The 20,378-nt window shown below is 61.0% G+C and carries 20 protein-coding genes; all 20 read right to left on the bottom strand.

Annotated elements, in window-relative coordinates; all coding sequences use genetic code 11:
• Nucleotides 1-5: 5 nt before the first annotated feature.
• The 20 genes from fliI to AC0R79_RS08860 all read right to left on the bottom strand — a co-directional run bounded on the left by fliI (nucleotide 6) and on the right by AC0R79_RS08860 (nucleotide 20,361).
• Nucleotides 6-1,364, bottom strand: a complete 1,359-nt coding sequence (gene fliI / locus AC0R79_RS08955; protein WP_085605786.1) for a flagellar protein export ATPase FliI — start codon at nucleotides 1,362-1,364, stop codon at nucleotides 6-8.
• Nucleotides 1,354-2,160 (bottom strand): flagellar assembly protein FliH, encoded by an 807-nt coding sequence (gene fliH / locus AC0R79_RS08950; protein ID WP_474734144.1) that lies wholly within the window; start codon nucleotides 2,158-2,160, stop codon nucleotides 1,354-1,356. Before fliH ends, fliI begins: the two co-directional genes overlap by 11 nt.
• 4 nt (nucleotides 2,161-2,164) lie before the next feature.
• Complete coding sequence (fliG, locus tag AC0R79_RS08945; protein ID WP_007958288.1) at nucleotides 2,165-3,184, bottom strand: flagellar motor switch protein FliG; 1,020 nt, start codon at nucleotides 3,182-3,184, stop codon at nucleotides 2,165-2,167.
• Nucleotides 3,177-4,964 (bottom strand): flagellar basal-body MS-ring/collar protein FliF, encoded by a 1,788-nt coding sequence (gene fliF / locus AC0R79_RS08940; protein ID WP_007958290.1) that lies wholly within the window; start codon nucleotides 4,962-4,964, stop codon nucleotides 3,177-3,179. The genes fliG and fliF overlap by 8 nt, the downstream gene beginning before the upstream one ends.
• Before the next feature lie 15 nt (nucleotides 4,965-4,979).
• Nucleotides 4,980-5,309: a flagellar hook-basal body complex protein FliE gene (fliE, locus tag AC0R79_RS08935; RefSeq protein WP_007958292.1), complete on the bottom strand. Its 330-nt coding sequence runs from the start codon at nucleotides 5,307-5,309 to the stop codon at nucleotides 4,980-4,982.
• Nucleotides 5,310-5,437: 128 nt separating this feature from the next.
• Nucleotides 5,438-6,829, bottom strand: coding sequence for a sigma-54-dependent transcriptional regulator (locus AC0R79_RS08930; RefSeq protein ID WP_474734142.1), 1,392 nt, complete (start codon nucleotides 6,827-6,829; stop codon nucleotides 5,438-5,440).
• 5 nt (nucleotides 6,830-6,834) lie between these two features.
• Nucleotides 6,835-8,046, bottom strand: coding sequence for a sensor histidine kinase (locus tag AC0R79_RS08925; RefSeq protein ID WP_474734141.1), 1,212 nt, complete (start codon nucleotides 8,044-8,046; stop codon nucleotides 6,835-6,837).
• Nucleotides 8,047-8,156: 110 nt separating this feature from the next.
• Complete coding sequence (locus AC0R79_RS08920; protein ID WP_003222863.1) at nucleotides 8,157-9,632, bottom strand: sigma-54 dependent transcriptional regulator; 1,476 nt, start codon at nucleotides 9,630-9,632, stop codon at nucleotides 8,157-8,159.
• Nucleotides 9,633-9,804: 172 nt separating this feature from the next.
• On the bottom strand, nucleotides 9,805-10,101 hold the full coding sequence (fliT, locus tag AC0R79_RS08915) for a flagellar protein FliT (RefSeq protein WP_127797297.1): 297 nt from the start codon (nucleotides 10,099-10,101) through the stop codon (nucleotides 9,805-9,807).
• Between the two features lie 10 nt (nucleotides 10,102-10,111).
• On the bottom strand, nucleotides 10,112-10,507 hold the full coding sequence (gene fliS, locus AC0R79_RS08910; protein ID WP_127797296.1) for a flagellar export chaperone FliS: 396 nt from the start codon (nucleotides 10,505-10,507) through the stop codon (nucleotides 10,112-10,114).
• Nucleotides 10,508-10,637: 130 nt separating this feature from the next.
• Nucleotides 10,638-12,098, bottom strand: a complete 1,461-nt coding sequence (gene fliD, locus AC0R79_RS08905) for a flagellar filament capping protein FliD (RefSeq protein ID WP_127797295.1) — start codon at nucleotides 12,096-12,098, stop codon at nucleotides 10,638-10,640.
• An 82-nt stretch (nucleotides 12,099-12,180) separates the two neighbouring features.
• Nucleotides 12,181-12,537, bottom strand: a complete 357-nt coding sequence (locus tag AC0R79_RS08900; RefSeq protein WP_127797294.1) for a flagellar protein FlaG — start codon at nucleotides 12,535-12,537, stop codon at nucleotides 12,181-12,183.
• 73 nt (nucleotides 12,538-12,610) lie between these two features.
• Nucleotides 12,611-13,462, bottom strand: a complete 852-nt coding sequence (locus AC0R79_RS08895) for a flagellin domain-containing protein (RefSeq protein WP_127797293.1) — start codon at nucleotides 13,460-13,462, stop codon at nucleotides 12,611-12,613.
• Nucleotides 13,463-13,705: 243 nt separating this feature from the next.
• Nucleotides 13,706-13,972, bottom strand: a complete 267-nt coding sequence (locus AC0R79_RS08890) for a hypothetical protein (RefSeq protein ID WP_474734139.1) — start codon at nucleotides 13,970-13,972, stop codon at nucleotides 13,706-13,708.
• Entirely contained in the window at nucleotides 13,969-15,261 is a 1,293-nt protein-coding gene (locus AC0R79_RS08885) for a motility associated factor glycosyltransferase family protein (protein ID WP_474734138.1), read from the bottom strand. Before AC0R79_RS08885 ends, AC0R79_RS08890 begins: the two co-directional genes overlap by 4 nt.
• 86 nt (nucleotides 15,262-15,347) lie before the next feature.
• Nucleotides 15,348-16,274 carry a ketoacyl-ACP synthase III gene (locus AC0R79_RS08880; RefSeq protein WP_085611535.1) on the bottom strand — a complete coding sequence of 309 codons (927 nt, stop codon included), beginning with the start codon at nucleotides 16,272-16,274 and terminating at the stop codon, nucleotides 15,348-15,350.
• 226 nt (nucleotides 16,275-16,500) lie between these two features.
• Nucleotides 16,501-17,553, bottom strand: coding sequence for a pseudaminic acid synthase (pseI, locus tag AC0R79_RS08875; protein ID WP_474734136.1), 1,053 nt, complete (start codon nucleotides 17,551-17,553; stop codon nucleotides 16,501-16,503).
• Complete coding sequence (gene pseG / locus AC0R79_RS08870; protein ID WP_474734134.1) at nucleotides 17,550-19,052, bottom strand: UDP-2,4-diacetamido-2,4,6-trideoxy-beta-L-altropyranose hydrolase; 1,503 nt, start codon at nucleotides 19,050-19,052, stop codon at nucleotides 17,550-17,552. The genes pseI and pseG overlap by 4 nt, the downstream gene beginning before the upstream one ends.
• Nucleotides 19,049-19,744, bottom strand: a complete 696-nt coding sequence (pseF, locus tag AC0R79_RS08865; protein ID WP_474734132.1) for a pseudaminic acid cytidylyltransferase — start codon at nucleotides 19,742-19,744, stop codon at nucleotides 19,049-19,051. Before pseF ends, pseG begins: the two co-directional genes overlap by 4 nt.
• On the bottom strand, nucleotides 19,741-20,361 hold the full coding sequence (locus AC0R79_RS08860) for a pseudaminic acid biosynthesis-associated methylase (RefSeq protein ID WP_085699487.1): 621 nt from the start codon (nucleotides 20,359-20,361) through the stop codon (nucleotides 19,741-19,743). Before AC0R79_RS08860 ends, pseF begins: the two co-directional genes overlap by 4 nt.
• Between the last annotated feature and the right edge of the window lie 17 nt (nucleotides 20,362-20,378).

Genomic DNA, 20,378 nt, shown 5'->3' with positions numbered 1-20,378 from the left:
ACCGGTTACCCGCCGGCCGCCGGGGCGAAAATCGTGCCGAGATACGCTTCGCTTTCACCCAGGCTGATGTTGTCGTTGAGGCCCTGACGCAGATACCTGACCAGCTGCGGCTGCAGGTTGATGGCAAGGTCAGTCTCGCGGTCACCGCCAGCGACATAGGCGCCGACGCTGATCAGGTCACGGCTCTGTTGGTAGCGCGACCACAGCTGCTTGAAGTATTGCGCGCGCTGCATGTGTTCCGGCGACACCACCGCCGGCATCACCCGGCTGATCGAGGCTTCGATATCGATGGCCGGGTAATGACCTTCCTCGGCCAGCCGCCGGGACAATACGATGTGGCCGTCGAGCACGCCCCGTGCGGAGTCGGCGATCGGGTCCTGCTGGTCATCGCCCTCGGACAGCACGGTGTAGAACGCGGTGATCGAACCCCCGCCCTTCTCCGCGTTACCGGCGCGCTCCACCAGTTTCGGCAGTTTGGCGAATACCGACGGCGGATAACCCTTGGTCGCCGGCGGCTCGCCGATGGCCAGGGCAATTTCCCGCTGGGCCTGGGCAAAACGGGTCAGCGAATCCATCAGCAACAGGACGTTCTTGCCCTTGTCGCGGAAATACTCGGCGATCCGCGTGCAGTACATCGCCGCGCGCAGACGCATCAGCGGCGCATCGTCCGCAGGCGACGCCACCACCACGGAACGCTTGAGGCCTTCTTCACCGAGGATGTGCTCGATGAATTCCTTAACTTCACGACCCCGCTCACCGATCAGGCCGACGACAATGATGTCGGCCTCCGTGAAGCGGGTCATCATGCCGAGCAACACCGACTTACCGACACCGGTACCGGCGAACAGACCCAGACGCTGACCACGTCCGACCGTCAACAAACCGTTGATGCAACGGATGCCGACGTCCAGCGGCACGCTGATCGGGTCACGGTTGAGCGGGTTGATCGTCGGGCCGTCCATCGGCACCCAGTCTTCGGCCTTCATGCCGCCCTTGCCGTCCAGCGCACGTCCGGCGCCGTCCAGCACGCGACCAAGCATGCTCATGCCCATCGGCAGGCGACCGGTGTCGGCCAGCGGCACCACGCGGGCGCCCGGGGCAATGCCGGCCACACTGCCGACCGGCATCAGGAACACCTTGCTGCCGGAGAAGCCCATGACTTCGGCTTCAACCTGGGACGGGTGATAGGTGTCGTCGTTGATCACCATGCAGCGGGTGCCCATGGCGGCGCGCAGGCCTTCGGCTTCGAGCGTCAGGCCGACCATGCGCAGCAGGCGCCCTTCGAGGATCGGCGCACCGGCGATTTCGGTGGCCTCGGCGTAGGTGCTCAGGCGCTTGGCGAAGCTGGTGCGTTCAAGGCGCATCGGGGGCGTCCGCGAGCGGCTCTTCTGCGGCCGGTGCCGGTTTTGGCGCTTCCGGTAAGTCGAGGCTCAGGTCCGGCGCGGCCGGGTGCAGGGCCTGTTCGTGCAACTGGTCGAACAGCTTGGCCATGACCTGGCTGACGCGGGTTTCGATGCTGGCGTCGATCCGGCTGTGGTCGGTCTCGACCCGGCAACCGCCCGGCAACAGGGATTCGTCCTCGACGATGCGCCAGGTTTCCTCATGACGTTCGCGCAGGGCTTTGACCTGTTCGAAATCCTGTGGATTGACGTACAGCCGCACATTGCCCACGCCCAGCGGCAACAGCTTGAGGGCGTCGCGCATGACGTGTTCGATTTGCGTCGAGTCGATGGCCAGCTCGCGCTGAATCACCTGTTTGGCGATGTGCTGCACAAGGTCGACCAGCGACTTTTCGATCTGGGTGTCTTGCTCGGCGATGGGCTCGAACAGGTGGCCCATCAGTTGCTCAAGGCTGTCGACCTTGGCCGTCAGGACCACTTCGGCTTCCTGGCGCACCTTGAGGGTGGCGCTGTGGAAGCCTTCCTTTTCGCCGATGGCGAAGCCCTCGTTGTAGGCCTCCTGACGGATGCTTTCGAGTTCTTCCAGAGTCAGTGGCTGGACTTCTTCCAGCGGCACTTCTTCCATTTCCGGCGGTTCAGGCTCCGGTTCCGGCTCGGGCTCCGGTTTCGGCGGGTCGAAGCTGGGCAAGGCCCAGGTATCGAAACCGCGGACGTCCCGGGCACGGATCAGGTCCGTCACATCGTCGTCATGCTTGTCCATGGGCTTAGATCATTTCCTCGCCGCCCTTGCCACCGAGCACGATTTCTCCGGCTTCGGCCATACGGCGGGCGATGGTGAGGATTTCCTTCTGCGCGGTCTCCACGTCGCTGACGCGCACCGGGCCCTTGGCCTCGAGGTCGTCGCGCAGCAGTTCGGCGGCACGCTTGGACATGTTCTTGAAGATCTTCTCCTTGACGCCTTCGTCCGAACCCTTGAGGGCCAGCACCAGCACATCGGAGGACACTTCGCGCAACAGCGCCTGGATCCCGCGGTCGTCGACATCGGCCAGGTTGTTGAACACGAACATGAGGTCTTCGATCTGACCGGACAGGTCTTCGTCGACTTCGCGGATCGAGTCCATGAGCTGGCCTTCGATCGAGCTGTCGAGGAAGTTCATGATGTCCGCCGCCCGCTTGATGCCACCCAGGGTGGTACGCGAGGCGTTCGAGTTGCCGGAGAACTGCTTCTCGAGGATCTGGTTCAATTCTTTCAATGCGGCCGGCTGCACAGTGTTCAACGACGAGACGCGCAGGATGATGTCCAGACGCACCTTGTGGTCGAAGTTGCCCAGCACTTCACCGGCCTGATCCGGATCGAGGTACGCGACCACGATCGCCTGGATCTGCGGGTGTTCGTAACGGATCACGTCGGCAACGGCGCGCGGCTCCATCCATTTCAGGCTGTCGAGGCCGCTGGTGTTGCCGCCCAGCAGAATGCGGTCGATCAGGCCGTTGGCCTTGTCTTCACCCAGGGCCTGGGTGAGCATTTTGCGCACGTAGTCGTCGGAGCCGACGCCCAGGCTGGTCTGATCGCCGACGATGTCGACGAACTCGCTCATGACCTGCTCGACCTGCTCACGGTGGACGTTGCCCATCTGGGCCATGGCCACACCTACACGCTGGACCTCTTTGGGGCCCATGTGGCGCAGCACTTGTGCGGCATCGGTCGAACCCAGGGACAGCAGCAGAATCGCGGCTTTATCGACCCGGGACAGTTTGGCGACGGCGGCTCGGTTATCACTCATCTGCGTTAATCCACTCTTTCACGACCTGGGCCACACGACCCGGGTCTTCTGCCACCAGACTCTTGATTGCGTTCAACTGAGCGTCATAACCCTCGCTCGGGCTCGGCAGCAGAATGCTGGTCGGGCCGCCGAGGCTGACGCGATCGTTGGACAGTTCACCGTCCAGACCGCCCATGCCACCGAGTTCCATGTCGCCGCCCAGACCGGCCAGCTCCTTGCTTTTGCCACCACCGGTGATGTTGTTGAGCACCGGACGCAGCACGCCGAACACCAGCACCAGGATGAACAGCACACCCAGCACTTGTTTGACGATGTCCCAGAACCATGGCTGGGAGTAGAACGGAATGTCGGCGATCACTTCGCCGCGCTCGGCGGAGAACGGCATGTTGATCACGCTGACGCTGTCGCCACGGCTGGCGTCGAAGCCGACGGCGTCCTGTACCAGACGAGTGAAGCGCGCCAATTCGTCGGCGCTCCACGGCGCGCGAGTCGTTTCGCCGTTGGCCGGGTTGATCTTGACCTGATCGTCCACCACCACCGACACCGACAGGCGATTCAGGCGACCCTGCTGCTGTTTGGTGTGGCTGATGGAACGGTCGAGTTCGAAGTTCTTGGTGGATTGTTGACGCTTGTCCGCCGGGTACGGCGCAAGCATCGGCTGGCCGGTGGCCGGGTCCATGATCTGCTGACCGTTGGCATCAACCAGTGGCTGACCTGGCTGCACCATGCTCGCCGGAGCGGCTGCGCCACCGGTGGTTTGCGGCGCCGAAGCCGGCGACGGTGGCTGGTTGCTCAGGGCACCCGGCACACCTTGCGGGCCATTGCTGGCGGTGCGTTGTTCGTTGACCGACTGTTCGCTGCGCAGGGCCGGTTGATCCGGGTTGAACTGCTCGGCGGTCGATTCGACGGCACTGAAATCGACGTCGGCCGAGACCTCAGCCTTGTAGCGATCGTTGCCCAGTACCGGTTGCAGAATGTTGTGCACGCGCTGGGTGAGCATGCTTTCCATGCGGCGGCTGTAGTCGAACTGCTTGCCGGCCATGGTCATTTCGGAGTTTTCCGCCTGATCCGACAGCAGGTTGCCCTTCTGGTCGACGACGGTGATCTGCGATTTGCTCAGCTCGGGAACGGAGGTCGCCACCAGATTGATGATGGCAACGACCTGGCCTGGTTCCAGCGAACGACCGGAGTACAGCTCGACCAGTACCGAAGCGCTTGGCTTGCGCTCGTCACGCACGAACACCGAGCTTTTCGGGATCGCCAGGTGAACGCGCGCGCCCTTGACGTTGTTCAGGCTGGAGATGGTGCGGGCCAGTTCGCCTTCGAGACCGCGACGATAACGGGTCGCTTCCATGAACTGGCTGGTGCCCAGACCCTGTTCCTTGTCGAGGATTTCAAAACCGATGTTGCCGTCGCTGGGAGTGACACCAGCGGCCGCGAGCTTGAGCCGCGCACGGGACAGGTCATCGGCCTTGACCAGCAAGGCGCCGGAATTCGGTTCGACGGTGTAGGGAATGTCGGCGGAGGCCAAGGTGTCCATGACCTGCTTGGCGTCCATACCGGCAAGGCTGCCGTACAGAGGCCGGTAGTCCGGTTGCTGCGACCACAGCACCACGGCAAAGCCAATCGCCACGCTCGCGGCCAGGCCGACCAACAGGCCCACCTGACGCAGCACGGTCATCTCGGAGAGGTTTTCCAGAAAGGACAGGCCGAACAGCGGCGGTTTGCCGTCTATCGGGGTGGCCTTGGCCGGAACGTTATCGGCGACTGCTTCTGCCATGACTCAATCTCGTCCTTAAACCGGCATCTGCATGATGTCTTGATAAGCCTGAACCAGCTTGTTGCGCACCTGGGTCAAGGCCTGGAACGACACGCTGGCTTTTTGCGAGGCAATCATCACGTCCGTCAGATCGACGCCGCTCTTGCCGATTTCAAATGCGTTGGCCAACTGAGTCGACGCCTGCTGGGTATCGCTGACTTTGTTGATGGCCTGACCGAGCATGTCGGAAAAGCTGCTGCCTGCCACTTCAGGGGCAGCGGCAATCGATTTCGGCTTCGACATGGCGTCCATTTGCATGGCCTTCATGTCCATCATCAACCGATTAAATTCAATACCTTGGCTCATGGTCTACTCTCTTGGGCGGCCCGCAATTTTTTGACACTCACTCGGCGGGTACTCAGGTGTTAGCAACAACGGTGCCAGCTCGTGGGCACCGCTTTCAGAAAAGCCGTTTCAAACGTTTGCGCCACCCGTCAGGTGGCGAACAGGTAGCCTTCGACATCCATGCCCGCATCGCGCATTTGCGCCAGTTTGTAACGCAGGGTGCGCGGGCTGATGCCGAGTTTTTCGGCGGCTTCCTTGCGTCGACCGCGCTCGGTACGCAGGGTGTCGATGATCATCTGGAACTCGCGGCGACGCAGGTCATCGCCCAGCGCACCGGCCGAATCCGCCTCGATCTCGACTTCACGAATGACCGGCGCAACCGGCACTGCCGCCGGCAATGGAGCAAACAGCGCAGGCCCGGAGAGACAGAAATCCTGCGGCTGGATCAACCCGCCCTGCTGCAGAATCAAGGCCCTCTGGACCGCGTTATCCAGCTCGCGCACGTTGCCCGGCCACGGATAACCGATCAGGCACGCTTGCGCCTCGGGCGAGAACTTCGCCATCGCATGCTTCATTTTATTGACGTGTTTGGCCAACAGACGCTTGGCCAGCGGCAGGATATCGGCGGTGCGCTCGCGCAACGGACGCCAGGCCAGGGGAAATACCGACAGACGATAATAGAGGTCTTCACGGAACCGCCCCGCCGCCACTTCACCGGCCAGGTCGCGGTTGGTGGTCGCGACCACGCGAATATCGAGGGTAATCGGCTTGCGTGCGCCGACCCGCTCCACTTCCCGCTCCTGCAATACGCGTAGCAGCTTGGCTTGCAAACCCAGGGGCATTTCAGAAATTTCGTCGAGCAGAATGGTGCCGCCGTCCGCCTGTTCGAACTTGCCGGCCTGGGCCGCGATGGCGCCGGTGAACGAGCCTTTTTCGTGACCGAACAGGGTGGCTTCGAGCATGTTGTCGGGGATCGCCGCACAGTTGATCGCAATGAACGGCTGACTGGCGCGATGGGATTGCTGGTGGATGTAGCGCGCCAGCACTTCCTTGCCGGTGCCGGACTCGCCGGAAATCAGCACGGTGGAATCGCTGCGCGCGACCCGCGCCGCCAGATCCAGCAATTGAGCACTGGCCGGTTCGACCGCGACCGGCCCTTCGGCGTCACTGGCGCCAAGGCTGCCCAAGGCGTGACGCGCTACCAGATCCAGCAGAGCCTTGGGCTCGAACGGCTTGACCAGATAATCCGCCGCGCCCTGGCGCATGGCATCGACCGCGCGCTCGACCGCGCCATGGGCAGTCATCAGCAGCACCGGCAATTGTGGTTGCCGCGCGCGCAGCAGACCGAGCAATTGATGACCGTCCATGCCCGGCATGTTGACGTCGCTGACCACCAGACTGAACGCTTCGCGCTCGACGGCGTTCAGCGCCTCTTCGGCCGAACCCACCGCGTGATAGTCGTGACCGGCCAGCAACAGCGTATCGGCCAGCGCTTCGCGCAACGAGCGGTCATCCTCGACCAGCAGAACCTTGATGCCCATGACCTTCACTCAGCTCCCTTTACAACAGAAAACAACGGCAGGATGACCTGCGCGCACGTACCGCGCCCGACCCGCGAACGCAGCTGCAATTCTCCCTGATGCGCACGCGCCACGGCCTTGACCACGGTCAGGCCCAGGCCGGTCCCGGTAACCTTGGTGGTGAAAAACGGCTCGCCCAGCCGCGCCAGCACCGCCGCATCGATACCGCTGCCGCTGTCACTGACACACAAACGCAGGGTGTTGTCGCGGGTATAGCAATGCACCTTCAGACGCACCTCGCCGGCACTCGCCTGAATGGCGTTTTCAATCAGATTGAGCAGCGCCCCGACCAGCGTGTCGCGATTGCACAGCAACTCGCCGGCATGGCTGTCGCACTGCCAGCGGATCGGCAGATCCTGCACATGGGTCAGCGCCGCGGCCTGCAATGACTGCATCAAGGCATTCGGCGTGACACGGTCGGTCAGCGGCAGCTCGCCACGGGCGAACACCAGCATGTCGCGCACCTGATGCTCGAGCTCGTGCAGGCGCTCCTTGAGGCGACCGGCGAAACGCTGCTGGGTGGCGACCGGCAATTCCTGCTCGGTCAAATGACTGGCGTACAACAAGGCGGCGGACAATGGCGTGCGGATCTGATGCGCCAGCGACGCGACCATCCGACCCAGGGACGACAGTCGCTCGTGGCGCGCCAGTTGATCCTGCAAGTGACGGGTTTCAGTCAGGTCGTTGAGCAGCACCAACTGCCCCGGCTCGGCATCCAGCGAGCGGGTGGCAATCGACAGGCGTCGACCGTTCTTCAAGGAAATTTCGTGGCCGTCGTCTTCACGGGGGGCGAAGCAACGGGCAATAACATGGCGCCACAGCTCGCCTTCCAGCGGCAGGCCCAGCAGATCGATGGCGGCAGGATTGGCCTCGCACACAATGCCGTGACCGTCGATGACGATGACGCCTCCGGGCAACAGATCGAGGAGGTTTTGCAGACGGTTGGCCAGGCGTTCTTTTTCCGCCAGCTCCTGCATGCGCTGGGCGCTGACTACGGCCAGTTCGCCCTTGAGCTCGGTGACCCGGGCTTCGAGCATGCTGTAGGAGTCGGTCAACTGGCTGGACATCTGATTGAACAGGGCGAATGCCTGCTCAAGCCCTTGGCGGCTCGCCTGCTCTACGGACGGCAGTTGCCCCGAGGACTCGGGAACAGAAGACATCTGGGAGGCTTGGGGCATTGTGCTCTCTCGCTTGGCTGACCGTCAGTTAAACGGAACGTTGCGAGGGACGTAGCAATACCCGTGCCTAAAAAAAACCGCTTATAAATGAAGCAGTTGAAAAACCGGCGTCAATCATCCGCCTGTTCATCACCTTCACGACGGCTCATGCCGTACTTGCGCATCTTCTCCACCAGCGTGGTGCGGCGAATGCGCAGGCGTTCGGCGGCGCGGGCCACGATGCCGTTGGCGTCGTCCAGCGCCTGCTGGATCAAGCCCTGCTCCAGACCACCGAGGTAGTCCTTCAGGTCGAGACCTTCCGGCGGCAGCATGGCGTTGGCGGTGAAGTCCGGCGTGTGGCCGTTGATTGCCACGCGCTCTTCCAGATCGCTGCGCAGGCTGTCGACCATTTGCTCGTCTTCGTCGTCGACGTAGCGGAATTTCTTCGGCAACTCGACCACGCCGATCACCCCGTACGGATGCATGATCGCCATGCGCTCCACCAGATTGGCCAGCTCGCGGACGTTGCCCGGCCAGCCGTGGCGGCACAGGGACATGATCGCGGCGGAGTTGAAGCGGATCGAACCGCGCTTCTCGTGCTCCATGCGCGAGATCAGCTCGTTCATCAGCAGCGGAATGTCTTCGACGCGCTCACGCAGCGGCGCCATCTCGATCGGGAACACGTTCAGGCGATAGTAGAGGTCTTCGCGGAAGGTGCCGATCTCGATCATGCTTTCGAGATTCTTGTGGGTCGCGGCGATGATGCGCACGTCGACGCTCTGGGTCTTGTTGCTGCCCACGCGCTCGAAGGTACGCTCCTGCAGCACGCGCAGCAGTTTGACCTGCATCGGCAGCGGCATGTCGCCGATTTCGTCGAGGAACAGCGTACCGCCGTTGGCCAGCTCGAAGCGACCGGCACGGCTGGTGATCGCGCCGGTGAAGGCACCCTTCTCGTGGCCGAACAGTTCGCTTTCCAGCAACTCGGCCGGGATCGCCCCACAGTTGACCGGTACGAATGGCGCGTCACGGCGCTTGGAATGGTAATGCAGGTTGCGCGCAACCACTTCCTTGCCGGTCCCGGACTCGCCGAGGATCAGTACGCTGGCGTCAGTGTCGGCCACTTGCTGCATCATCTGACGCACGTGCTGGATCGCACGGCTGGTGCCGACGAGACTGCGGAACAGGTTGGGTTCGCGATGACGGCCGCGCTCGCGGGCCTGGTCGTACATTTCGCGATAGACCTGGGCACGGTGCAGGGAGTCGAGCAGTTTGCTGTAGCTCGGCGGCATTTCGAGGGTCGAAAGTACCCGGCGGCGTTGGTCTTCGGGCAGGTCCACCGAAGAATTATCGCCCATCAGCAAAACCGGAAGGAACTCATCCCAGGTTGAGAGTGTCTTTAACAGGCCCAAAAGCGCACCAGGAGCATTGACCGTCCCGATCAGTACGCAAATGACCTCACGACTAGACGACAAAGAGCCGACTGCCTGCTGCCAGTCATGGCTTCCGCAGGGTAAATTTTCTTCGCCAAGAAAATTTAAGATCACCGCCAGGTCGCGGCGGCGGACGCTATCGTCATCGATCAGCAGAATTTTGGTTTCACGCCACATGCAATAGCAACTTCCCTAGTCAACTCAATGCCCAAAATGAGGGGCAAGCGAGACGCTTGCAGGACACCTTGTGCCTGTAGACGCCTGAAATCTGAAAACAGCCACTAGTTAAGTCAAAAAACCGTGCACAGTCAAATTTATGGCGCACATGTCTGGATTAACTGAGGGTTAATTAACCAAACAGATGGTAAACCTTTGCCGCGTTCTGCGCTTGGGTGATCTGCGACATCTCGTCGACTATCGCCTGACGCTCACCCATGGCGACTTCAAGCAGCTGCTTGTAGACATGCAGCAACTCCTCAAGGTTATCGCGCAACGCCTGCTCATCAAGCGAGGCCTCGGCCATGACGTCTTCCATGCAGGAACGGCAAGCCAGGTCCAGCTCGCCAATAGCTTCCCAGTTGCGCTCGGCCAAGGCGCCGACCAACGCTTCACGGGTATCGGCAATTCGCTGCAATACAAGACTCATGGTGCTCTCCTTAAAACTGGGGGCCTGGCGGAGCAATGCCGTCCCAGCCTTCCTTTACGGTGCGCAGCAGGTCAGCCACCTCGTCGAGTATCCGTGGATCACTCTTGAGGTTGGCTTCAGCGAGTCGCTTCATCATGTAGATGTAAAGCTGGTTGAGCTCGCCGACCGAGTCCGCACTGTTTTCCAGATCCAGGCCTTCACACAATCCACCAATGATGCCAACGGCCTTACTGATGGCCGTGCACTTGGCAGCAATATCCTTGCGCTCGATAGCGCCTTTGGCCTGAGCGATGCGCTCCAGGCCACCTTCCATCAACATTTGCACCAGGCGGTGCGGACTCGCCTCGGATGTCTGGGCGTGCGCGCCGACTTTCTGGTACTGCCGAAGGGCTAACATTGGGTTCATGTTCTACCTCATTTGCCACATTGACTCGTATAACCAGTGTATCGCCAACGAGCCACAGAACTTTAGATCAAAAGACAAAAACCCGGCGCACGCCGATAAAGCGTAGCCGGGTTTTTGTCGTTCTTGCCTGTTACTTCGCAGATTGCTGAGCGTTCAGCGAGCTGAAGAACGACGTGATGTTGCTCGCGGTGGCCTTCATCTGCCCAACCAACAAGTCCATGGCGTTGTATTTTGCAGTCAACGTCTTGGTGAGGTTGGCAACACGCAAGTCCAGCGCGAGCTGCTGGTCAGTCAGGCTGCGCGTATTTTTGGTCAGAATGGCCATGCGCTGATCAAGCAAACTGGTGCCGGACTTATTGTTCGCTGGCGGGTTGAGATACGGATCGACCGCTTTGCTCATACGCGTCAACAGCCCATTGCTGTCGTCGGTACCCGTGAACAACTGCTGAACCTGACCGGTCATGCCTGGCTGGTCCATGGTCTTGTTGAACGCAGCGGTATCAAACTTCAGGTTACCGGTGTCGCGGTCGGTCATCACACCCAACTGCGACAGCACAGCCAGCGGCCCACCCGCCCCGGGTGCAGTCAACTCGGCGCGAACACTGGCAATCAGTGCGCGCGGCATCGCGTCACCCGTGAAAGCCGCTTGCACGGTCAGCTTGCCATCTTCGTCCGGTGTGGCCTTGGACAGCGTATCGATGGTGGTCTTCAACGTGTTGTAGGCATCGACAAACTGCTGAATCGATGTCTGCAAGCCCTTGGTGTTGGCATCTACATTGACAACCGTCGGAGTGCTCGGCGGCGTGCCAGCGCTGACAGTTGTCAGATTCAGAGTCAGACCACTGATTGCACCGGTTACGGTGTTGCTTTTGCTGCTGACCTGAAGACCATCGATCGTCAACAGGGCATTTTGGGCAACGCCGTTAACTGCGCCCGAAGCACCTGCCGCCGGACTGGTGCCCATCGGCTTGGTACCATCGATTTCGAGGCCGGCGATACCGCTGACGGTGAGGTCGGAACCTGCGCCGGTTTTGTTCGAACTGATCACCAGACGCGAAGCACCGCTGGCGTCGGTCACGATGTTGGCGGAAATACCGTTGGCACCCTGAGCCTTGTTGATGGCATCGCGGGTGTTCTGCAAGGTAGAACCGGCCGGAATGTCGACGTTGTAATCAGTGCCATTCTGACTGATTTTCAGGGTACCACTCGGAATGGCACTGGCGGCACCGCCGGCAAAAGAGGCACTGGCGACTTTCGAACCGGTGGCCAACTGGGTCACGACAACATTGTAATTGCCCGTCACTGCGGTGCTGTCGGATGTGGCATTCAGAACGTTCGTGTTACTCGAAGTCGCGGTGAAGCCGGCAAACGCAGGATTGGTCGTACTGCCCAGATTTTTCATCGACGTCTGGAATGCGGTCAGCGCGCTCTTCAACGAACCGATGCCGGAAATCTTCAGCGTGTTGGCTTTGGTCGCAGTATCGATTTGCGTCTGCTTCGGCGCCTTGTCGGCGTTGACCAGCGCGGTAACGATCGCACCGATGTCCAGGCCGGAACCCAGGCCCGTACCCGGTAAAATTGGACTTGCCATGTGCATCTCCCTTCAGATTGCTGCCGTTCTTTTGACCCTTCCCGGCGTCATCAAGAAAGACAGACACTATTCATGCCAGCTCTCAGACTTTGGCGTCGAACAATACGTGACTCGCGTTGGCGAGGCTGTCTGCCAGTTTGAGGGCTTCTGCGGAGGGGATCTGTCGAACGACCTCACCCGTCTCACTCGCGATCACCTTGACGATGACCTTCCCGGAGTGTTCGTCGATGGAGAACTCCAGATTGCGCTTGATCGATTGAACGAACTTCTCGATCTCCTGCACCGCCAGTTTCAACTTGGTCTCGTCCGTATCCTGACCCTTGGCAGCGACCGGCGCTTCAGCCTTGGCAACTTTGGGTGTCTCTGACGGTTTGTCAGCGACCGGCGTTACTGGCTTGGGAGCCGGATAAGACTGGTTAAGCTTTACGCTCATGTCCATGCTCATCACCTCCTAACGTAAAAAGGCGAGAGAGCACGACCAGCGCACTCCCCCGCCCAAACTCATTCCGAAATTACTGAAGCAGCTTCAGTACAGCGGAAGGCAGTTGGTTGGCTTGAGCCAGAACGGAGGTCGAAGCCTGCTGCAGAGTTTGCTGCTTGGTCAGGTTAGCAGTTTCTGCGGCGAAGTCGGTGTCTTGTACACGACCCTGTGCAGCGGTGGTGTTCTCAACGATGTTCTGCAGGTTGGCGATGGTGCTGGTCAGACGGTTTTGCGAAGCACCCAGGCTGGCACGGGTATCACCGATCGCAGCGATAGCGGCGTCGATTGCAGTGATAGCGTTGTCGATGTTGCTACCAGCGGTAGCAGCGTCAGTACCGGTCAGAGCCAGAGTAGCCTTGTCCACGGACAGGCTGACGGCGTCGAACTTGGAGCTCAGTACCAGGTCGATGTGGTTAGCAGTACCGGTGTTGGCACCCACTTGCAGAGTCACAGTACCAGCCGAACCGTCCAGCAGGTTTTTGCCGTTCAGGTTGGTGGAAGCAGCGATACGGGTGATTTCGTCGGACATGTCCGCGAATTCTTTGTTGGTCGCTTTCTGATCAGCAGTGCCGTTGGTACCGGTACGTGCTTTAACAGCCAGTTCACGCATACGCTGCAGGATGTCGGTAGTAGCTTGCAGAGCGCCTTCAGCGGTCTGGGCAACGGAGATACCGTCGTTGGCGTTCTGGATAGCCTGGTTGCCACCGCGGATTTGCGATTGCATACGAGTGGAGATCTGCAGGCCAGCGGCGTCGTCTTTAGCGCTGTTGATTTTCAGGCCGGAAGACAGGCGCTGCATCGAAGTCGACAGAGCGTCGGAAGCGCGGTTCAGGTTTTTCTGAACGTTCAACGACGTGGTGTTGGTGTTTACTGTTAAAGCCATGACGAATTCCTCGTTGGTTGGGTACTGCGGCTTCCGGCCCTGGCAACCGCCGGGTATGGCCTAGAGAACCTTCGTAATAGTTATCGTCGGGTTTGCAGGTTGCTTGAGGGCTTTTTTGAAAAAATTTGCCATCAACCTGCCACCCCCTAGAAAACAAAGACTTAGCAGCACTTCACCTTCGAAAAAATGACGTCATAAAACCGTCCGTGGCGCAAACCTGCGGGCCAGCGCCCTCGCTCCCCTTCAGCTGGACGGTTGTTCCAGCAATTGCATCAACTCGTACTCCATGAAATCGGCAAGCCCCAACCAGTCCTGACGCTCCTGGCACTCGAGCATTTGCGTGAGCAATTGCGCCCAGACTTGCTGCGTCTGCGCGCCGGCCGTCAGCAATGACTGCTGTGCGCCCTCGAACACATCGACCATGGTCAACGCAGCCTCGACATCACGCCCCAGGCGGAACAGCCCGGCGCACTGGTGGCATTCGTCTACCCAGCCTTGCAGCGCGGTCATTGCACGAACTCCTGATTGAACGCCGTACCGGCAATCTGCGCGCCCGCGCGACTGCTGTTGAAAAACGCAACCTGCGGCTGACTGGCGATGTATCGCTCCAGCACGCACAGATAACCGCGAAAATTGAGCTGGGTACTGACGCGCTGGCCATACCCGTCACGCACCCAGTGCCGCGCCTGATTCACCGACGGCCCCAGGTCACCGTCATCCCAGCCGGCATGGGTCTTGTTCATCGGGAAGGCAAAATCGGCGCCGAACAGCGTGATGCGCGCAGCGCCCATCTTCACCGCCAGGTCCACGGCCGGGTGAATCACGCTGCCGCCCATATGCAACAGCGCCCTCGGGTGCTGCTCACGCAATGCCGCATAGACCGGACTGGCCGAGTAGCCGCCATAACGTTTGCCCTTCCAGGCCCTCAACACCTGAGGATCACTCATGGGCAGGTACACCAGCGGGATGCCGTCGGATTCCTCGAAAGGCAGATGCCGGAAGCTGATGCGCTGATCGATGCTCACCACATAGTCGGGCACGATCCCGTGCTCGCGCAGTGGTCGGTACGCGGTATCGACACAAATGAACAACGGGCGCTCGGCCCGCTCGCGGATCGCCGCCAGACGTTCGAAGTGTTGCTCCAGCGTCGGCCCGGTGCCGATCACATAAATCTCCCGACCGGCACAGGTGCCGAACAATGTCGCCACATCATCGTCAGCCAGCAATACGGGCAAGCAGTCCTGCAGACGCTGCTGAATGAACGGTGACTGCGGATCGAAATCGCGGTTGTTGAAGCTCAGGTGCACCTCGCTGACCAGTCGATCACGGATCTTCGCGTTGAAGTCATCGGCCAGCAGCATCTCGGCAGGCAATGCGAAAAACGGCGTGCAGATGTCGGACAGGTCGCCGGCGTACAGCAACTCAACCCGCGGATCCTGTAGCCATTCCCGCTGATCCAGCAGTTGCAGCACCAGAGCGAACAGCGCGCCGTTGAGGATGTGCACATACAAGCGCTCAAGCCCGGCGCGCTCCAGCAACACCATGGGCAAATCCCCGAGGCCGGTGCCGTAGACATGCAGTTGCGGCTTGTCCGCCGGCAGGCTGGCGGCCTGAATCTGCGCCTCGCGGACACGGTCATGCCGGCTGGTGAGCTGAATGCCGCCAATGCTCAGCGTCGAGCCCAACCCCTGCGTCAGCTCGGCCTCGATCGCCGAACTGTCTTCGTTCAACAATCGTGCGAACAGCGCCGGCCAGCGTCGTTCGATGACTTCAGCATTGGCCTGGAAAAACTCACTCATGGCGCCTCGCGCTCCTTTCAGGCAAAAAAATAGCGTTCAAGGTTAACCCTTGAACGCTATTTTTGTATCCGTCGTTCTTAGCGGATTCAAGGACGATAAATAATCGCCGAACCCCACGACAGACCGACGCCGAAACCACTGATCGCGATGCGATTCCAGTCGGAATCCATCACGTGTTTTTCCAGCAGCAGCGGCACACTGGACGACACGGTGTTGCCGGTCTCGACCATGTCCTTGATGAACTTCTCCGGCTCGCCTTCGAAGCGCCGCGCCACGGCATCGACAATCGCCGCACTGCCCTGGTGAATGCAGAAGGCATCGATGTCATCGGCCTTCAGACCGGAATCGTCGAGCAGTTCGTGCAAGTGCGCCGGGACCTTGAGCAGCGCGAAGTTGAACACCTGACGACCATTCATGAAAAACACGCCATCGGTGACTTTCAGGTGCGGTGCGCCGGAACCGTCAGTACCGAACTTGGCCTTGCCCAGTGCCCAGACCGGGTCTTCGCCCATCCAGGTCGCGGTAGCGGCGTCGCCGAACAGCATGGTGGTGTTGCGATCTTCCGGATCAACGATCTTCGAATACGGGTCAGCGGTGATCAGCAGGCCGTTCTTCAGGCCGGCGGCTTCCATGAAGCCTTTGATCGCGTAGATGCCGTAGACGTAACCGGAGCAACCCAGGGAAATGTCGAACGCCGCGACATTGGTCGGCAGACCGAGCTTGTCCTGGACGATGGCCGCGGTGTGCGGCAGGCCTTCTTCGTCACCGTTCTGGGTGACGACGATCAGCGCATCAATGGATTCACGCTTCAGTTCAGGGTTGTTGGCAAACAGCGCATTGGCCGCTTCAACGCACAGATCGGAGGTTTCCTGTTCCGCGTCTTTGCGTGGGAGGAAGGCCGAACCGATCTTGCCGAGGATGAATTCTTCATCCTTCTCGAATTTTGCACCTTGTGCGTAATTGTCCACGCCGGCTACAGGAACGTAGCTCGCAATGCTTTTTATGCCAATCATTACGGCTTCCCAATAATAAACAGCCCAATACCACCGCTCGCAAGGATTCGAGGGGCGCCGACAAACAGAAAACGGCCGCCACAACGGGCAGCCACGGGGAGCGCAAAGGGCTATCACTGGAACCGAAAACGGGCCAGGCGCCATCTCCCCGGTCATTACAATACAGTGAAGATGCGCGTTATGACTCGCAGGTCACGCTATTTTGCCGAATCGGTGACAGATCGGGTCATTCGACCAATGACCAGTCCAGCGGTGTACCGCGTTTGATCGGCTGGCGCGCGCGGCGCCCGAGGACGGCATCGGTGTGCTTGGGCGGCAGACCGAGACCGGGACGAATGGCACGCACATTGGCCGCCGTGAAGGGTTCACCGGCCGCCATATCGGCCGTGACGTACAGCGACCGGCGGTAAACCAGCGACTTTTTCTCAGCCTCGGTCACCCCGTAATGCACCTGGCCCATGGCCTGCCAGGCGCGCTCGGTCTCGACCACCAGACTGGCCAGCTCCGCCGGTTCCAGCGAGAAACTGGCGTCCACCCCACCGGCTGACCGGTCGAGGGTGAAGTGTTTTTCCACCACCGTCGCACCCAGCGCCACCGCCGCCACCGATACGCCGACGCCCATCGAATGATCGGACAGACCGACCTCACAGCCAAACAACTCACGCAGATGCGGGATCGTGCGCACGTTGCTGTTGATCGGGGTCGCCGGGTAGGTGCTGGTGCACTTGAGCAGCACCAGATCCTTGCACCCCGCTTCACGGGCGGCGCGCACGGTTTCGTCGAGTTCGGCGATGCTGGCCATGCCGGTGGAAATGATCAACGGTTTGCCGGTCGCCGCGACACGGCGAATCAACGGCAGATCGGTGTTCTCGAAACTGGCGATCTTGTAGGCCGGCACATCGAGGCTTTCAAGGAAGTCCACGGCGCTGTCATCGAACGGCGTCGAAAACGCGAGCATGCCTAATTCCCTGGCCCGGGCGAAGATCGGCGCATGCCATTCCCAGGGCGTGTGGGCCTTTTCATACAGGTCGTAGAGCGAGGTACCGGCCCACAGACTGTTCGGATCCTTGATGAAGAACTCGCCTTCCGCCAGATCCAGGGTCATGGTTTCGGCGGTGTAGGTTTGCAGCTTCAAGGCATGCGCGCCGGCCCTGGCCGCCGCTTCGACAATCTGCAAGGCGACGTCCAGCGACTGGTTATGGTTGCCGCTCATTTCAGCGATGATGAACGGCGGCGCATCGGCACCGATCTGGCGGTTGCCGATCTTGAAACTGCTCATTGACGTGATTCCTTCAAAACCTTGGTGAACGCGCAGGCACTCTGGGTGAACCCGGCGTCACGAAAAACATTCATCGAGGGCCGATTGGCCGGCAACACCTGGGCGGTGATGGCGGTCATGTGCGGCCAGTGCGCAGCCACAAAGGCTTCACCTTGGGCCAGCAGCGCCCTGCCCCAGCCGAGGCCGAAACGCCCCTCGAGCAGATACAGCGAAACCTCTGCCTCAAAGCCGCGCAAATCGTAGCGCAGGACACCGACCGGGCCGTCATCCGCCTCCGCCACCAGCAGCAACCGCTGAGGATTGCGCAGACTCGCGTCCAGCCAGTTCACATGTTGCGACCAATCGATCGCACCGCTGTCCAGCGACCAGCGGCGCACCGCCTCGGCATTGCGTCCGTCGTAAAGTAATTTAGCGTCATCCGGCGTCGCCAGACGCAACTTGAGTACCGCGCCGGCCAGTGCCGCCGCCACCCGCACCGCACCGCGTCCGTCGACCAGTTGTCGCGAGCGCTCGGCCAGGCTCTGGCGCAGATAGAAATTGCCCACGACAAAGCCGATGGCATCGCGCAGTTGCTCGACGCTGACCTGCTCGCGCGCGCCCATGAACACATGCGCCCCGGCCGCCGCCATCACCTCACCGTTGGCCTGCTGGTTGTTCGACACCGCAATGCAGATCGTCGGCAGGCCCAGGGCCGCGCGTTCCCAACTGGTGCCGCCGCCAGCGCCGATAAACAGGTCAGCCTCGGTCATGCGTCGATGGAAATCGCTGACGAAACTGTGCAGGCGCCAGTGCGGCCGCGTTTCGGCCAGCGCCTGCATCTCTGCCCAGGCCGGGTTGTCGGCACCGGCCACGAAATCCACTTCAAGCCCGGAAAAATCCGCCAGCGCCAGCATCGCGTGATGGGTCTGGCGCGCCGCATCGAAGCCACCGAAATTCACCAGCACCCGGCGCGCCACCGGTTTGATCTCGATGGCCGGGCCACTGAACTCTTCGCGCAGCATGGCGAAGCGCGGGCCGAGCAGCGTTCGGCAACCGGCCGGCAGCAGCGGCTGATAGTTTTCGCTGAGCCCGGAAAGGTTCTGATTGAGCAGCAGATCCACGCTGTAGCGACGGGTCGCCAGATCGTCGACGGCGGCGATCCGTGGCGCGAAGCGACGGGCAGCGGTCTGCCAGTGATGGTCGAGGCCGTAATGGTCGGCGATCACCCAGTCAAATCCGGGCTGCCCTTCCAATTGCGCCGCCAGTGCATCGATATCCGCCTGCCACGGCAGCATCGATTCGATGGCCTGCTCCGGGTCTTCACCGGCATAGCGATCCGGCAACGCGAAGGTCTCGAAGCCTTCGCTCTGCAACGCATCGAGCCGATGCCCCGGCAAACGACGACAGGCGAACGCGACATGACTGCCTTGCGTGCGCAGCACTCGCGCCAGCGTCAGGCACCGGGCGATGTGGCCGCTGCCGATGGTCGGCGAAGCGTCGGCACGGATCAGCACTCTCATTGCAGTTCCCCGCCAGCCTTGAGTGCCGCGTAAAGGTACTCGGCGCGCTTCCAGTCTTCGACGGTATCGATGTCCTGCACCAGATACCGGGGCAGGATCACCGGCAGACTGGCCGGCGAATACAGCACCTCGCCACCCAGCCAGGCGTCGCGACGGCCCCAGTAGAACTGGCCGGCATCCTGAAAGGCTGTCGGCAGATCCTGGGAACGGGTATTGCGAAATTCGGGGTACAACGCCGTAAGCGCGCCCTGCCCGTCGAGGGTCAGGGCGCGCTGCACCGGAAAGCCGAAATCGGTGACTGAAAAAGCAAAGGACTTGTCCGGATGCTGCGCCAGCAATTCCAGTCCCTGACGCAGAAACCGCGCCTGCAACAACGGCGCCGTGGCGTACACACAGCAGGCGTATTCGAAGGCCGGCAGTTGCTGCAAGGCATGCGCGATCACCGCTGCGGTACCGGTGAAATCATCGGCCAGCTCCGCCGGACGCATGAACGGCACGTGAGCACCGTTGGCCCGCGCCACGTCTGCGATCTCTGCGTCGTCGGTGCTGACCACCACTTGCTCGAACAACCCTGAGTCGAGGGCCGTACGAATCGAACGGACAATCATCGGCACACCGTCGAACGGCTTGAGATTCTTGCGTGGGATGCGTTTGCTGCCCCCGCGGGCCGGGATGATTGCGACGTTGTTCAAGGACGTTTTTCCAGCAGGAACCAGGTGATGTCGTCCACCGGAAACTGCGGATCGCGGTGATAACCGAAGCCGTAGTCCAGCAGTTGCAGATCAGGATAACGATCGAGCATTTCCCCGGCGAAGTCGCGCTTGAACAGCTTGCCGCTGTTGCCGCGATAGGACACTTCGACCGGCGAGGGATTGTAGTACTCGGCGATCAGGATGTAGCGCGAGCTCAACTCATACAACTGCGCATACGCCGTCGCCAACAGCTCCGGCGCCAGATGGATCAGCACACCCTTGCTCAGGGTCAGGTCGTATTGGCGTTCACGGGGAAAGTCGAACAGCGAACCGTGCCAGATGTTCGCAATCTCCAGCGCTCGCGCCTGGGCGCAGGCGCTGGCATTGATTTCGACCCCGAACAGCTCGCAGCGCGGCAGCAACTGACGCAGCGCCTGCAAGTTGTTGCCGGCGTTGGTGCCCAGTTCCAGCAGGCTGTCGATCCGCCCGGCCCGGGTCAGCGCTTTGGCGAACAACGCCAGATTGGCCGCCACCAGTGGCTGGCCGACGTTGCGGTCAACGTACTGGTTGCCGAATTCGCCCTGCCAGAATTGTTCCTGCTCGCTCAGATCACGCATTACCGTTTTCCATCCAC

The organism is Pseudomonas sp. HD57-3 (genome assembly GCF_056113135.1).
This window is presented reverse-complemented; position numbering and strand designations above follow the sequence as displayed.